The following is a 14033-nucleotide window of genomic DNA, read 5'->3' as shown; positions in this document are numbered from 1 at the left end:
ACTATATACTATCTTATTAATGTAAGGGTATGGAATAGGAATTAATGTAATAACTATCGAAGGAAATGATTGCCGCACCTGTTGTGCCAGGCTTATAATTAACTCAGACGAAGAACGTCCCAAGCTGCTGCTGGCAGAGGGGCGTTCTTTTTTTGCGTAAATGAGAGAGGGAGGTAACTGATTATGGAGTTTGAAAATACACATCAGCTGCTAATGGACCAGCATTTATCGGTCAGAACAGGGGAGCGCAAAGGCCGGTTAGCACGGGGGCATCAGTATGCCGAGAAGCTGTTCCTGCAGAATGTGTGGTGGCCGCTGTTCGGCAATCTGGATCATCTGCATCCTGAATATGAGGTGTATGACTGGAATCGCAAATCGCAATTTCTTGATTTTGCTTTTCTTCCGCCGTACGGGAAATTCGGTCTGGAATGCGATGGGTATCAGAGCCATGTGAAGGATATGGACCGGGAGAGGTTCAGCTATTCGCTTAACCGGGATACTTTTTTGAATGGACTGGGCTGGAGGATTATCCATTTCTCCTTCGATGATGTGCAGAACCGCCCGGAGATCTGCCGCATGCTGCTGCAAATGGTCATCGCCCCTTCATTGATCCGGGTTCCGTCCGGGCAATCCCTCTCCCCGCAGGACAAGGAAATCGTTAAACTGGCTTGGAGCCTGGACAAGGGACTACGTCCCAAAGATGTGATGCTGCAATACAATCTGAACTTTCGGACGGCGCGTAAGCAGCTGCAGGAGCTGGTGCGTAAAGGGCTGCTCCGTCCGGTGATGCAGAATTCATACATTTGTTATTACGAGGCGGTGCAGGGCGTACCTGATATGTTCGTGTAACTGTTTCTGTAGCTGTTTATGTAAGTGCGGATGTAAGAGCTGATGAATTGTCCGGGAAAATATGCTCTGAGCTTTCAAGCAAGGTTTGTAAGTTAGGCAAACTGCTTAGAATGTGCTGTTGTCTCAGAGCTCCGGCTTATAGCAGCAATGGGATTCTTAAGTTGGCGTCTGTGTAGAGGGAAATGTTGTATGAAATACAACTCGGTTACCTGCATACCCGGCTGTTTTGGAGGATTGTTGTACGAAATACAACAATTATTCCAATAATCGGCTTGGAGGGGGAGAATTGCTGCATTTTATACAACATTTTTCAATTTTGAACCTTTTAAGGAGAGGAATGTTGTATTTAGTGCAGGATTTTGAGTAATAGTGACCTTACTTCGCTCCATTTGCTCCATACGCACCCTACGCACCATGAGGAGGCGCGCGGACCCAGGCAGGATTACTCTATAGACATTAAGAAGTTTATCGACCTGAAGAAGTTCACCGACCTGTTCGCCCACGGATTTGCGCAGATGAACCAGCTCATAGATTCGTGTAATGAACCTGCTCATGGACAGCCTATAGTCTTGTTAACGTTCTATTCACAATACTCTGTTAGTCTCTATAAGTGTCAGGCGGATGATCATCCGGCCTACAATATATAAGATGATGCGGAGGATAATATGGTAATAACTATGCAAAAAAGGCTGACCGCTGGTCTGACGATATTAGCTGTAATCGGGTTAAGCGTGAGCCTTATATTTCCCGGGAAACATGCCATGGCCGAGACGGCTCAAACCAAGCCGGCGGTACCTCAGACTGAAGCACCTGCCGCCAATCTGGAGGATATCGCGGGTCTGACTGCTTTCGTTGACGGAATCATGGAAGAGGATATGAACCGGCTGCAAATTCCGGGAGCGGTGATCTCCATCGTTAAGGATGGCAAGATCATTTTGGGCAAAGGGTATGGCAGTTCAAATCTGGAGCAAGCGACTCCGGTTGACCCTGCAACCAGCATGTTCCGAATCGCTTCAACGACCAAGCTGTTCACCTGGACAGCTGTGATGCAGCTGGTGGAACAGGGGAAGATTGATCTGGACACGGACATTAACACCTACCTGAAATCCGTGAAGATTCCCGCCACTTATCCTGAACCCGTCACCATGCGTCATTTGATGACCCATACAGCAGGGTTTGAAGAGGGCGGAGTCGGTTATCAGATCGTCACTGATCCTGCCGGATTGCCCGGTTCCATCTCGGAGACACTCCATAAACATATGCTGGCCCGGATCAGACCGCCCGGTGAGATGAGTGCCTATTCTAACTATGGAGCCACGCTTGCAGGTATGATCGTGGAGGATGTCAGCGGCATTCCTTATAATGATTATATTCAGAAGTATATCTTCGATCCGCTGGACATGAAACATTCGACCGTCGTGGAGCCATTGCCGGAGTCATTCATCCCTTACCAGGTGGTAGGGTATAATAGCGAAGACGGCAGCTTTATTCCAGGCACGCCTACTTTCGAGGGCGGATTTCGTCCTGCCGGCTCGGGCACTGTATCTGCATTAGACATGGCACATTTCATGATCGCGCATCTGCAGAACGGGAAATATGGCGACGGGCAGATTCTCAAGCCTGAGACTGCTGCATTCATGCATTCAACAGCATTCCAGCTCGATAAGCGCCTGCCGGGAGTAGCTCTCGGATTCGCAGAGAAGCGGGTGAACGGGGTAACATTAATCTCTCATGGCGGCTCCGATCCCATGTTTAATACGGAATTGTATCTCGCACCTGCCAAGCAACTGGGGATTTTCTTATCCTACAATGGCGGTCAAGGCAGTGAATCGGCAGCAAATCTGGTCCAGGCCTTGTTCAACCGGTATTATCCCGCTCCCGAAGTGAAGCAGCCGGAGTTCTCCGCTTCCGCGGAATCCGTACAGAAATATGCCGGCTCCTATCAATTTACACGCCGCAACATAAGTGATATTGACAAGTTCTTTAACTTTTTTGCCCAGCTGAATGTTACGATTGCGGACAATAAGCTATCCTTGGGAAGCGGCAGTGAACAACAGCTGTACAGAGCCATCGGTCCTAACCTGTTCCAGCTTGAAGGAGGGACCGATCAGATCGGCTTCCTTACGGATGAGTCCGGCAAAGTAACACATATGCTCCTGGACATGGCTCCGGAAATGCCGCTGGAGCGTACGCCACTTTTGGATCAGAGTAAGTTTTGGCTTATCCTTCTTGGTGCCGCAGGATTCATTTTCATCACAGCTTTGCCCGGCCCCCTCTTCTTCAGACGCAGGTTCAAGGCGATGACGCCCCCGGAAAAGCGGGCCATCCGATTATCTGCGGGAACTGCCGGCTGGGCGCTGTTATCTTTTATTACTCTGTTTATGGTTATTATGTCCATGGACATTATGCAGAAGCTCAGCGGTATCAGTCCTTTGCTGTCTGTCAGCTTGGTTATGCCAATCATTATGGCGGGCTTGACCTTAGCAATGTTGGTCTCGGCTATATTGGTTTGGAAAAATAAGTACTGGACCGCCTTAAAGCGGGTGCATTACACGTTAGTGACGCTTTCGGCTGTCGTACTGATGATCTTCTTCTACTATTGGAATCTGCTCGGCTGGCAGTTTGGATAACGCTTAAGAGAGAAGGATGATCGTGGCTACTATACTTATCGCGGATGATGATGACAATATCCGGAAGCTGATGTCTCTATATCTGCGCAAAGAAGGGTTCGACCTCGAAGAAGCCGGGGACGGCACCAAGGCCTTGTCCATCATAGAGGACTCACAGATCGATCTTGTCATTCTGGATATTATGATGCCGGGACTGAATGGCTGGGAGCTGTGCAGGGAAATCAGGCGTTCGGATGCCAACCTCCCCCTCCTCATGGTGACGGCCAAAGCGGAATCTGCCCACAAAGTGAAAGGATTTCAGCTCGGAACGGATGATTACCTGACCAAGCCGTTTGATCCGGTGGAACTGGTGATGCGGGTAAAAGCGCTGCTCAAACGCTCACTGGTAGTTACTTCCCAGTCCGTGCAGCTCGGCAATGTGGTGCTCAACCGCCGGACCTTTCAGGTTACACGCAGTGGGGCACCGGTCACGCTTCCCTTGAAGGAATTTGATCTTCTGTTTCTGCTGGTCAGCCATCCCGGGCAGATCTTCACCAGAGGACAACTGATTCAGCAAGTCTGGGGACTCCATTATGAAGGGGACGGGCGGACTGTAGATGTGCATATCAGCCGGCTGAGGGAGAAGTTCAGCGGCAATGGCGAGGGTTTTCAAATCGAAACTGCCCGCGGCCTGGGTTACCGGCTGATCCCTGAGCCATGATCAAGACACTGTATGTTCGGGTCATTCTCACGTTCCTCAGCATCATCATCTTCAGCCTGATCTGTTCCTTTTTCATTGGCTTGTATGTTTTTCAACAGCAAATAAGCTATAAGGGACAAAGCGAAATGCTCGCAGTGGGCCAGGAGATCATTCACCGCTATGATGACGCCAAGCCTACAGATACGGACGAGTTTTTGAATAGTATGGTTAAAATATCGGCACATCCCATTAACCTGTACGATCCATCCGGAGAACATACTTTTTACGGGCTCATAGATAGCCCTGCTGTACCCATCACCCCGGAAGCTGTCCGGCAAGTGCTGCAGGGAAAGGTTTATCGTTCCTCCAAGGAAGATAAGGATACGTTCATCGGAATGCCCTTTATGCTCAAGGGGGAGTGGCATGCAATGTTCCTGCAGTACTCTGCCGGGAACGAGGCTATCGTCAACCGGATGGTACTCTTTGTGCTGCTGCTGGTGCTTGTGCTGGGAAGTGTATGTATCGTTGTTGCTGCCAGATATCTGGTGGAGCCGATCAAGGCTTTGACGAATGCAACCAAAAGACTGGCCAAAGGTGACTTCGAGGTGGAGCTTAAAAGGAACCGTGTGGACGAGATCGGGGAGTTGACGCAAAGCTATGTGGAGATGGCCGGAGAATTGAAGCAGCTGGAGCAGATGAGGCAGGACTTCGTATCGAGTGTTTCGCATGAAATTCAGACACCGCTTACGTCTATTTCCGGCTTTGCCAAGGCGCTGCAGAATAATGACCTAATTGCGGAGGAGGAACGCAAGGACTATCTGGATATCATTATTGCGGAGAGTGGGCGTCTGTCGAGGCTAAGTGATAATTTGCTGAAGCTTGCTTCCCTGGATTCCGAGCATCATCCCTTCATAACAGGCTCCTTCCGGCTTGACGAGCAGATTAGAACCATCGTTGTAACCTGTGAGCCGCAATGGTCAGCCCGAAGCATCGTTATTGATCTGGAGCTGCCGGAAGCTGTCCATATCATTGGGGATGAGGATCAGCTGAAGCAGGTATGGATGAATCTGCTCAGCAACAGCATTAAGTTCACGCCTGAAGGCGGAAAGATCCGCATCTCTTTAGACAGCAGTGCAGCAGAAGTATCCGTCACCATCAGCGATAATGGCATCGGGATTTCCCCGGAAGAGGCTGGTGCCATCTTTCAAAGATTCTATAAAGCTGACAAGTCGCGCAGCGGAAACAACAACGGGAACGGTCTGGGGCTTGCGATTGTCAAAAAAATCGTCTCCCTGCATCAGGGGAGCATTGAGGTGGACGGAGCGCCTGGAGTGGGGACGACGATGATTGTCAGGTTGCCCGTACGCCAGACATGATGAAATCCCTAAATTGCCGGTCCGCTGCCTGGTCTTCCTCCGTAACCAAACCGCCCCGCTGATGAGTAAGAATCACGGCTTTTTGCAGGTACATGAAATACAGGTGGGTGGACTTCTGGAGAATGTCCAGCCACTTATTCTTTTCCTCCGGAGTCACAGATGCTGTGTCAAGGCGTATCAGCCGTGAATACCAGCCTTCCATGGCCTTCCTGAAATCAGGCAGCTCCGCAGGATTCTTGGAAAGGGTGCTGTAGTAGACTCCAAAAATGGCATCATAATAGATCAGTGACTCCTGATGATCCTTTAGCGCGAGGTATTGATCCAGAATCTTCTCCAGAGACTGTACAGGCTGTGCAAAATCAAAATCAAACAGCAGCTGTCCAAACATCTGCTCGAGGTTCAGGACGTAGATTTGAGCGGCCAGTTCTTCCTTGTCCTTATAATGATGATACAAGGTGCGCCGGGAGACACCGGCTTTCTCCGCAATTTGAGCCATATCCGTGCGCTCAATACCTTGAGCACAGAACAAGCCCAGCGCAGTATCCTTAATAATCTCCTTCGTCAACTTCATCTGCTTTTCACGCAAATTCAATGAATTTCTCTCCTGTCTTATGCTTATGTTCCGAAGCTTCCAGAATTATCTCTGCGCCGGCTCCGGCGTCGTGAGGAACTTGCTGCCCACTGAATAGGGGTTCCGATCGTTGACCGCATCACCCAGCCACTTCAGAAGCTTCACGCCATCCTGCTCAGCCTGATAGAAGTCCCCTCTCGTGGCAAAAGTGTGCGGGGTTGTCCCCTTCGCAGCCTTCAGCCCGTAGTCGGTCAGATAGTAATAATAATCAGGTACAGCGGCAGCCAAAGCAGCTACAGATTGCCGCATTTCCTCTGACCACTCCTTTATAATACGCTGATCTCTTGGCCCCGTGTAATCGTTGATGTTGTTCTGAAAGTGGATCAGAATCTCGTCATATACCGAGTAGGATTGCAAGAGTACCGTACCTGCAGGCAGCAAATGACCGTTCGCTTTAAAAGCGGCCCCGATGATATCGGCTTCGGGGGCATACCCGAAATTATTGACGAAGTCTGCATGCCATTCCTGATTCATCACAGTAGGCCATTTGTCCGATTTCAGAAAGGAACTGTCCGAGTATTGGAAGATCTCCGAGTCTTTGTAATGAGCAGCGATCTCAGGCGCCCAGAAGGCGGACCCGAATCCGCCAGCGCTTTCGCCGGCAATCAGCAGCTTATCGGGCTTAGCCGCGTTGGCATAGATCCAATCGAGGCTGCTTTGCACATTATTTCTCCCGTTATAACGCATGGTGAAGGGGCTACCGTCCTCTTTTTTATATTCTACTGTGCGGTTGCCGATATGGAAATCTCCGGTCGAGTAAGGGAGATAGACCACGTTCCAGCCATGAAAGGGGTTGGCCGGGTTATCAGTATCCATCATGCCTCCCAGCAAGGTCAGCATATAAAAGGGGATGTCCGGGAAATAGTTGCCTGTATCTCCACCTTTAATGAAGTTAATGAGCTTAATGGGGTGTGCGGCACTTTGCGCATCCCAACTGACCCCGCCCCCGGAGAAGAAGATGATCCAGTTATTCGTTTCACCTGTTTTATTCCAGATGAAATACTCTGATCCATCACTTGATAGGGCATTCCCGCCCAGCTTGACTTTATTCCACTCGTAAGGCTTCACTTCCGCGATTACAGGGGTAGTTGTCACCGGTCTTTGAATTACCCAAGCGTTGACCGCCACAAGGGCAATCAAAATAAGGCTCAATAATCCAATACCTGTGAATATGATGATGTTCCTCATTTTTCTCATGTCATCGCCCCCTTACTCGGAGTATACGACAAGAATACTCATTGCACAAGGTGTATACTTAAATGCGGAAACAGTGCTGTCTCAACTGTGGATTATCCATGAAACATTCAGTTTTCATAAAACATAGTTTTATCGGGTTGAATTATGGTTGAATTATTTTTTTGTGTGATATACTAAAGTAAAGGAGGTGTCCTTTATGTCAAAGGTTAAATATGATTTGCTTCAGTTTCTTGAGAAGGTTGAATCGGGGAATGTCACTGCACAAGATATTCACAATGCACAGTCGATGGTGAAGTCCGCTGTTATTATTCCGTCAGGAAGTATCCTGCGTAAAGGAAGACCGGAGTTTCATTCAAAGCACCGTGTTACGATTTCCGTATTAAGAGATGTGCCGCAATCTCATGAGTATTACACAGTGCAAGAGGTTGCTGAGCGTTTCAATGTAACCGATAAAGCAGTTTATAAATGGATAAAACATAATAAAATTGAATCGGAACGAACCAGCCCGCATAGCAGGGATATCAGAATCCCTAAACATCAATTTAAAAATCCTCCTGCTGAAGACAAGACATCCATACTGGAACAATCTATTTTCAATGATGCTCTCGAAATGGAACTCGTTAACCGTAAGGACCTATATCATGATGAAGACTAAGATTGTTATTTGGGACGGATGCATACTCGCAGACCGGTTTATTTACCGCAACCAAAAAGTTCGCAAGGAGTTCGATCGGCTGTACGATTTACACTTAAACAGCTTTATAGAATTCTGCCTGCCCAAGGCGGTTCAGGCAGAATTCTATGGATTGCTGCGCTCAGGAGGTATAGCAATACGGAAGGTAAAAGATGGGCCAATGATGCCGGTTGCTTTTGAGCATGACAAACTCATGTCGCTTTTTAAGTTATTTGATGGGATTTTTAATGTAGAATTTCTGGATTCATTAGCACATATTGATTGGCCGGAGTTTTCAGACGATTATAAACGGATTGTTGAACAGATTATGCAAGAAGAATATGGTTGGAGCAATAAAGGCCAGGATGTAATTGAAGAGTATTTGGGAAAGACGATCACTGCCTTACAAGAGGAGGCGAAGAAGAAACGGGGACGTAAGAAGCCACTGAAAGATACCGATGATTACCCGGTGATGGCCGCTGCTATAATACATAATGCTGATATCATTGTTACTTATAATCTAAAGGATTTCATTGATCCGTTCGGCAGAATTCGTGTCATGAATTTGGATATGTTCTTATCTCAGCCAATTCAGGATTCTCTGTTTTAAATAACGCAAGAAGCGCCCTTCAGATTCCTGGAGGGCGCTTTTTTACAGTTAAATATGTTCTTCATTCCTCAACCGTCTTCGCCGAACTCGGCGTGTTCTTGTTCTTATACACCCACATCGCATACTCCAGCGGACGCACCAGCGCTTTGCGGTAAGTGCTATTGTCGCCGGAGCGGGCGAAGACCTCGCGGGCCGGCTTGGGGTTGACCTCCAGCACGTAGATCTTGCCCTCGCGGTCGATCGCGAGGTCGAGCGCCAGCTCGCAGAGCGCGCCGAAGCTGTCTTCGAGATAAGCGGCAGCTTCGAGCCCCAGCTTCTCTGCGTTCCGCATGGCCTTGTCGGCCCGCTCTTCGCTGCCGAGCCACTGCTTCAGCAGAGCCTCGGCCCGCATCGCATGTCCGCCGCCATGAAGGTTCGAGGTGACGCTGCGGGCAGCGCCTACCCGGCCGGCCATGCCGGTGAATTCCCAGACGCCCTGGCCGTTCTTCTGCACGAGCATCCGGTAGTCATGGAACCGTCCGCTGGGCAGACGCAGCGGAATGCCCTGCTGGACGAGGAACCGTCCGCCGAGGCACCACTGGCGCACAATCGACTCCAGTCGGTTCAGCGACACCTTGCGGGGCGCGATGATCTGTCGGCTCTGTCGGCGTCCCTGGATATCGTAGAGGTGCTTGCCTTCCCGCTGCCGTTCTATCCGCAGGATGCCGCGTCCGCCGGTGCCGTTAACCGGCTTGACGTAGACGACCGGACTGAACTTCAGCATCCGGTGGAGATCGGCGGAAGACTGATATAGAAGAGTCTCCGGCATATGCTGCCGGAAACGGCTTTTCTGTGAAAAGGTCTGGTGAACCGTCCACTTATTACGCAGCGGGCGGTTCAGGAAGGTCAGGTGGTCATACCGCGCGCGGAAGCGCAGCAGCTGCTGGAACCGCTGGCTGCGCTGAATCCGGCAGCGGTCATAGATCATATTGGGGAAGGAGCGCCACCTGCGCGACCATATTCCGCTTTTAACATCATAGACAAGCGCATGGATCTGTTCCTTGCTTACATGCACATCTGCGGGGGTAAACACAAAGACATCCAGGCCAATCCGGCTGCCTTCAATAATCATCCTCCGGTACACGCTCTTCTCCTCCAGCTGTTTGGCGTCATTCAGATATAGCGTGAGGATGCCTAAGACGGGCTCTGGCACAGGAGTTCACCTTCTTGTGGGAGAATAGTAGGTCCGGCTGCAGTCCGGGGAGACCGCAGCAGCAGCGTGGGTTTGCCCGTAGGGCCGGTAACCAGGTCTACGGCGGCAAGCCCGCTGTTGAAGCACATTTTCAGGCTGGCCGGGTTATCGCAGGCCACATGGCATTCCAGCTGCCCAAGACGTTCCAGCTGCGCGGTAAGCAGGGCTGTGCCGGTATGCCTTTTGCGGTACAGGGGATGAACGGCTACTACACAGGCCTCCTTGCCGTAGCCGGAGACGAAGCTGACACCTGCGAGCTGACGGCCGTTCTGACCCCGTACAGTGGCAACGAGCAGCGAAACTCCCGGCAAGGCAAGCTGCTCCGGCGTCAGCCGGGCCAGCTGCCTGCAGCCGCGAAGCGTAATCCGCTGCTCCCCATACTCCCTCAGGAACTCAAGCAGTCCGGATAGTCTGGAATTCCACTGCACCGGGTTGCTGTCGTAGAGTGAGGATATCTGCATGGTGTCACTTCCTTTACGGGTTTAATTAAGGCTTGGTCTGGCGGGACAGATGCTGGCCATAATGAAAAATGCGTTCCAGCGACAGCTTGCGGATCGCCGGCTCATCGAATTTCATCGGCCGGGAATTGGCCTCGAAGAACCACAGCCCGCCTTCTTCATCGACGCCGAGGTCCATTGACATCTCGCCCAGCATGGTGGCCGAAGCCCGCTCAATCTGCCGGGCAATCAGCAGCGCCGTAGTGGGGACATTCTTCAGGATGGCCGCCGCCTGCTCTGCTCCGAAGGTTCCCTCCAGCATGCTGGAGGGCTCTTCAATGCTGCCGCCGCGCGGCACATGGGTAGTGATGCTGCGGGCTCCGGCCAGCCGTGCGCCAATGCCGGTGACCGCCCAGGCGCCCCGGCCGTTCTTCTGCAGCAGCACGCGCAGATCGAAGGGACGCCCGTGGTGCGCAGCAAGCACAATGGCCTGCTGCACGATATAGCGGGATACCCCTTTTTCCCTGACGATTCTGGCCCACAGGCGTTCGATGGACGCGGCTTTGTAGGTTGTGTTCTTCTTGCCGCTCTGGATCTGCAGCCGGTAAGGCAGCATAGCATCTATCCGGTATCTCAGCCGCATAATCCCTTTGCCGGCTTTGCCGTTCTCCGGTTTGAGGTAGAGACTGTCGTGATTCTTCAGCATGGCCGTCAGGGTAGCTGCACTGCGCAGGCGGCGGGTCTTGGGCACATGCTTTGAGGTTGCTTTGGATTCCTTGAGCCACTCGAAGAGATTCCATTTATTGAAAAAGCTCGGATTGTACAGCTGGATCTCAGGATGCTCCAGACACTCCGCTATTTTACGGGCGACCGGTGCTTTCTCCTCTTCAACGCGGTTCGGAATCCGGTTATAAATCACCTGCGGCAGCGGGACAGGAATGGAGTACCAGAGCTTGCCGCTGGCAGAGGGGACGAAGCCGTTCACCATTCGCTCCTCCAGCTTCAGATCGCGGACGGTAACAACATATACCAGATAACCCATTTCTTTGCCGGTGCGGATAATATCGCGGAAGTTATTGCGGTTGCCGCGAAACTGCTTCAGCCGGTCACTGGTCGTCAGGATGGCGATAACAGGCTTGCCGGGGTCTGGGATACGGCTGTTCACAAGTCATCCCTCCTGCGGAATTTGCTGAGATACAGACAATGCTCCAGGATGTGCTCAATGGAAGCTTTGCCCTCAGCGCGCAGGGAGGGGTGGCGGAAGATAGAGCGTCCCGGTTTGGCATTGGCCTCGAACATCCAGATATCCTCATCCTGGTCAATCCCGAGATCAAATCCAATCTCACCGAGCAGATGCCGGTGCTGGATTTCCAGGGATTCAGCCAGCTTGACGGCTGTTGTTTTGGCGCGCTGCAGCACTTCATCCGATCTTGCGCCGAAGACACGCCCCAGTGCCTGCTGCGGTGTAAGCAGGGCGCCGCCGTTCTTCAGGTGGGTGGTGACACTGCCCCGGCCGGCTTTCTTGGCCCCGATGCCGACAACTACCCATTGGTTGCTGCCGTTCTTATGCATATGGAAGCGGAAATCAATCGGGCAGCCGTCAATCTCAATCAGCCGGATACCCTGCTGAACCACATAGTTCTGCAGGCTCTGTCCGTGACGGCCGCGCAGCATGCGCATCAGGCTGTCGAAGCTGGTGAAGCGCAGCAGCACATTCTTGCCGCTCTTACGGTAACGGGCGAAGTACCCCTTCTTCGGCAGGTAAGTCAGGCGGTAGATGCCGTGTCCAAGACTGCCTGCGGAAGGTTTGTAATAGACAAAGTGGTGGCGGTCCAGCATATCACGCATCTGTTCTGTGCTGGGGTTGCTGTGTGTTTCAGGCACGAAGCGGTTGGCGGCACCGTCATTCTCCAGCAGACGGTATACATCCGATTTATTGAAGAAGCTCCAGTTGAAATAAGGAATCTTCTTGCGTCCGAAACGCTCGCGCAGCTGGTTGATGTATGGGGAAGTCTCTGCTCTGCGGCTGGGCAGACGGTTGTAGACGACATCCGGAAGCGGCACTATTTTACGCTCGAATTTGCCGCTTGCACTCAGGAAATAGCCGTTGACCTGCTCCTGCTGCCAGTCGATGTCACGCGGCATGAAGGCGAAGATATAGCATTTGTTGCTGCCTTCGCGCAGCAGCTGCTTGATGAAGCCGGTACGGGAGCCGAAAGGCTGTGCCGCGGAGGCGGGCCCGTCGGAGAGTACGCCGACCAGCGGTCCGAGCTGGACCTCATCATTCTGCAGGTTGCGCAAATAAATGCCGCCTGATTTCGGAATCTTGATTGCGCTCTTCACTCCCGAGGCCAGGAAGAGATGCTTGCCGGCGCGTTTGATCGGCTTGATCATCGCCGGTATGGCATCCTTCCCAAGGCGCAGGCGGATGTTTTTCTTGCCGGATAATTTCAGGCTTTTCATCAGTTCACCCGAGACATAGACCACTCGTTGGGGCTGCTTGGTGAAATGCACATTGCAAAAAGTGAGACCCATTTATGAATCCTCCTTAGGAACCATTGATATCATTCTCCCGTTGAACGGAACTGCCTTTGAAGCAGCTTGTGGTTTGCTGCCAGGGTGCAAGCAGCAGATGAGATGACGCGCATAGCGCAGCGGATTCTCAGCGGCGAGCCTAGCAGCCCGGCGGTCGCCCGTCAGCCGGAACACCGTGCGCCCTGGTTTGGAATTAGCTTCAAGCAGATACAGTCTTCCTCCGGCATCGATGCCGAAGTCTAGACCGAGCTCTCCCAGTCTCCCGCAGGATTCTTCCAGCAAGGGAGGCAGGAGCGCGGCGGCTGAGATCAGCTCCTGATACAGGTCCCGGCCTGCTGCGCCGTATTCGGCTAGCAGGAAGGGCAAAGCGGGAACCGCGGTTCCCCCGCCGTGCAGATTCGAGGTAAGAGATCCCCGGCTGCCCAGACGAACGGCCATGCCGGTCAGGGTCCATGCGCCGGTGCCGTTCTTTTGCATTAGCACACGCACATCGAACGGCTGTCCCCCGCTGCCGGTGAGATGCAGATAAGGCTGTATGATATAGCGGTGCTGGCCGATGAAACGGTGAATCCAGTTCAGACCTTCGTCCAGCGTACCGAAAACATATTGAAAAGGTTCATTCATCCGGTCTCTTCCCCGCACACTCACTCCGCCGCCTTCGCGTTTGCCTAGGAGTACTGCATGCAGGGTGCGTTTGCCGTGGGAGCCGGTTTTGGGTTTCAGGAACACACCGTATTCCCTTTCGGCCAGCAGGTTGCCGAGCGCCTTCCGTCCGCTGTAGACCAGCGTTTCAGGCAGCAGGGCAGCGGCTGCGCGGCTGCGCCGCAGAATCTCGTATACCCCCCATTTATCCGGCAGTCCGCGTGACCAGGGAAGCGACCGGGATAATACAGCCAAGGCGGCAGCTGCAGATTGCTTCTCCTCCGGAGTCCGGTAGAAGCAGCGGTTATACAGGATGTCTGGCGGAGGCGCCTGGGCAGGCACCCATTGTCCGCTTTGCCAGAGATATCCGCTGACTGAAGCGCCATCCTTCGCAACACCCTCCGGATGAAAAACAAGGACCTTCAGATCATACAGCGGGGCCGCCCGGCATAGATGACTGCAGAACTCCGGCTCTGCGATGGGAGGATTCCCGTGGCGGCGGTCTGTCATTATGCCAAGGAACCCCATTGCTGTTTCTGTCAT

General features: G+C 52.3%; 13 protein-coding genes. 6 read left to right on the top strand and 7 right to left on the bottom strand.

Annotated features, from left to right (window positions below; genetic code table 11):
- Window positions 1-183: 183 nt before the first annotated feature.
- The 4 genes from GC101_RS20100 (at window position 184) to GC101_RS20085 (ending at window position 5534) form a co-directional block, all read left to right on the top strand.
- On the top strand, window positions 184-849 hold the full coding sequence (locus GC101_RS20100; RefSeq protein WP_171718662.1) for a PDDEXK family nuclease: 666 nt from the start codon (window positions 184-186) through the stop codon (window positions 847-849).
- Window positions 850-1514: 665 nt separating this feature from the next.
- Window positions 1515-3479, top strand: a complete 1965-nt coding sequence (locus GC101_RS20095) for a serine hydrolase domain-containing protein (RefSeq protein WP_246354407.1) — start codon at window positions 1515-1517, stop codon at window positions 3477-3479.
- 22 nt (window positions 3480-3501) lie between these two features.
- Window positions 3502-4179, top strand: coding sequence for a response regulator (locus tag GC101_RS20090; protein ID WP_171718661.1), 678 nt, complete (start codon window positions 3502-3504; stop codon window positions 4177-4179).
- Window positions 4176-5534: a HAMP domain-containing sensor histidine kinase gene (locus GC101_RS20085; RefSeq protein WP_171718660.1), complete on the top strand. Its 1359-nt coding sequence runs from the start codon at window positions 4176-4178 to the stop codon at window positions 5532-5534. The genes GC101_RS20090 and GC101_RS20085 overlap by 4 nt, the downstream gene beginning before the upstream one ends.
- On the opposite strand, the gene GC101_RS20080 is transcribed toward GC101_RS20085, so the two are convergent.
- Together GC101_RS20080 and GC101_RS20075 are read right to left on the bottom strand one after the other, a co-directional pair.
- The gene (locus GC101_RS20080; RefSeq protein WP_171718659.1) at window positions 5509-6126 is read right to left on the bottom strand and encodes a TetR/AcrR family transcriptional regulator; all 618 of its coding nucleotides are present in this window, start codon (window positions 6124-6126) and stop codon (window positions 5509-5511) included. The genes GC101_RS20085 and GC101_RS20080 overlap by 26 nt on opposite strands.
- A 45-nt stretch (window positions 6127-6171) precedes the next feature.
- On the bottom strand, window positions 6172-7362 hold the full coding sequence (locus GC101_RS20075) for a pectin acetylesterase-family hydrolase (RefSeq protein ID WP_171718658.1): 1191 nt from the start codon (window positions 7360-7362) through the stop codon (window positions 6172-6174).
- A 196-nt stretch (window positions 7363-7558) separates the two neighbouring features.
- Here GC101_RS20075 and GC101_RS20070 point away from each other — a divergent pair, with 196 nt between their 5' ends.
- Together GC101_RS20070 and GC101_RS20065 are read left to right on the top strand one after the other, a co-directional pair.
- Complete coding sequence (locus tag GC101_RS20070) at window positions 7559-8017, top strand: helix-turn-helix domain-containing protein (RefSeq protein WP_171718657.1); 459 nt, start codon at window positions 7559-7561, stop codon at window positions 8015-8017.
- Complete coding sequence (locus GC101_RS20065) at window positions 8004-8645, top strand: hypothetical protein (protein WP_171718656.1); 642 nt, start codon at window positions 8004-8006, stop codon at window positions 8643-8645. The genes GC101_RS20070 and GC101_RS20065 overlap by 14 nt, the downstream gene beginning before the upstream one ends.
- 61 nt (window positions 8646-8706) lie before the next feature.
- On the opposite strand, the gene GC101_RS20060 is transcribed toward GC101_RS20065, so the two are convergent.
- From GC101_RS20060 to GC101_RS20040, 5 genes are read right to left on the bottom strand one after another with little or no spacing between them, the layout of a single operon-like run.
- A complete protein-coding gene (locus tag GC101_RS20060; protein ID WP_171718655.1) occupies window positions 8707-9837 on the bottom strand; it encodes a YheC/YheD family protein in 1131 nt (376 codons plus the stop codon).
- Entirely contained in the window at window positions 9819-10337 is a 519-nt protein-coding gene (locus tag GC101_RS20055) for a GNAT family N-acetyltransferase (RefSeq protein WP_171718654.1), read from the bottom strand. Before GC101_RS20055 ends, GC101_RS20060 begins: the two co-directional genes overlap by 19 nt.
- A gap of 25 nt (window positions 10338-10362) precedes the next feature.
- The gene (locus GC101_RS20050; protein WP_171718653.1) at window positions 10363-11478 is read right to left on the bottom strand and encodes a YheC/YheD family protein; all 1116 of its coding nucleotides are present in this window, start codon (window positions 11476-11478) and stop codon (window positions 10363-10365) included.
- Window positions 11475-12848 carry a YheC/YheD family endospore coat-associated protein gene (locus tag GC101_RS20045; protein ID WP_042135395.1) on the bottom strand — a complete coding sequence of 458 codons (1374 nt, stop codon included), beginning with the start codon at window positions 12846-12848 and terminating at the stop codon, window positions 11475-11477. Before GC101_RS20045 ends, GC101_RS20050 begins: the two co-directional genes overlap by 4 nt.
- A complete protein-coding gene (locus GC101_RS20040; RefSeq protein ID WP_171718652.1) occupies window positions 12849-14033 on the bottom strand; it encodes a YheC/YheD family endospore coat-associated protein in 1185 nt (394 codons plus the stop codon). It lies immediately after the preceding gene.

The organism is Paenibacillus phytohabitans, assembly GCF_013141775.1.
Classification (GTDB): Bacteria; Bacillota; Bacilli; order Paenibacillales; family Paenibacillaceae; genus Paenibacillus_AQ; species Paenibacillus_AQ phytohabitans.
This window is presented reverse-complemented; position numbering and strand designations above follow the sequence as displayed.

Excerpts from the sequence above, each read along its gene's own strand:
- GC101_RS20100 (WP_171718662.1), top strand. The coding sequence starts at position 184 with ATGGAGTTTGAAAATACACATCAGCTGCTAATGGACCAGCATTTATCG.
- GC101_RS20040 (WP_171718652.1), bottom strand. The coding sequence starts at position 14,033 with ATGACAGAAACAGCAATGGGGTTCCTTGGCATAATGACAGACCGCCGC.
- GC101_RS20075 (WP_171718658.1), bottom strand. The coding sequence starts at position 7,362 with ATGAGAAAAATGAGGAACATCATCATATTCACAGGTATTGGATTATTG.
- GC101_RS20055 (WP_171718654.1), bottom strand. The coding sequence starts at position 10,337 with ATGCAGATATCCTCACTCTACGACAGCAACCCGGTGCAGTGGAATTCC.
- GC101_RS20085 (WP_171718660.1), top strand. The coding sequence starts at position 4,176 with ATGATCAAGACACTGTATGTTCGGGTCATTCTCACGTTCCTCAGCATC.
- GC101_RS20065 (WP_171718656.1), top strand. The coding sequence starts at position 8,004 with ATGATGAAGACTAAGATTGTTATTTGGGACGGATGCATACTCGCAGAC.
- GC101_RS20095 (WP_246354407.1), top strand. The coding sequence starts at position 1,515 with ATGGTAATAACTATGCAAAAAAGGCTGACCGCTGGTCTGACGATATTA.
- GC101_RS20045 (WP_042135395.1), bottom strand. The coding sequence starts at position 12,848 with ATGGGTCTCACTTTTTGCAATGTGCATTTCACCAAGCAGCCCCAACGA.
- GC101_RS20070 (WP_171718657.1), top strand. The coding sequence starts at position 7,559 with ATGTCAAAGGTTAAATATGATTTGCTTCAGTTTCTTGAGAAGGTTGAA.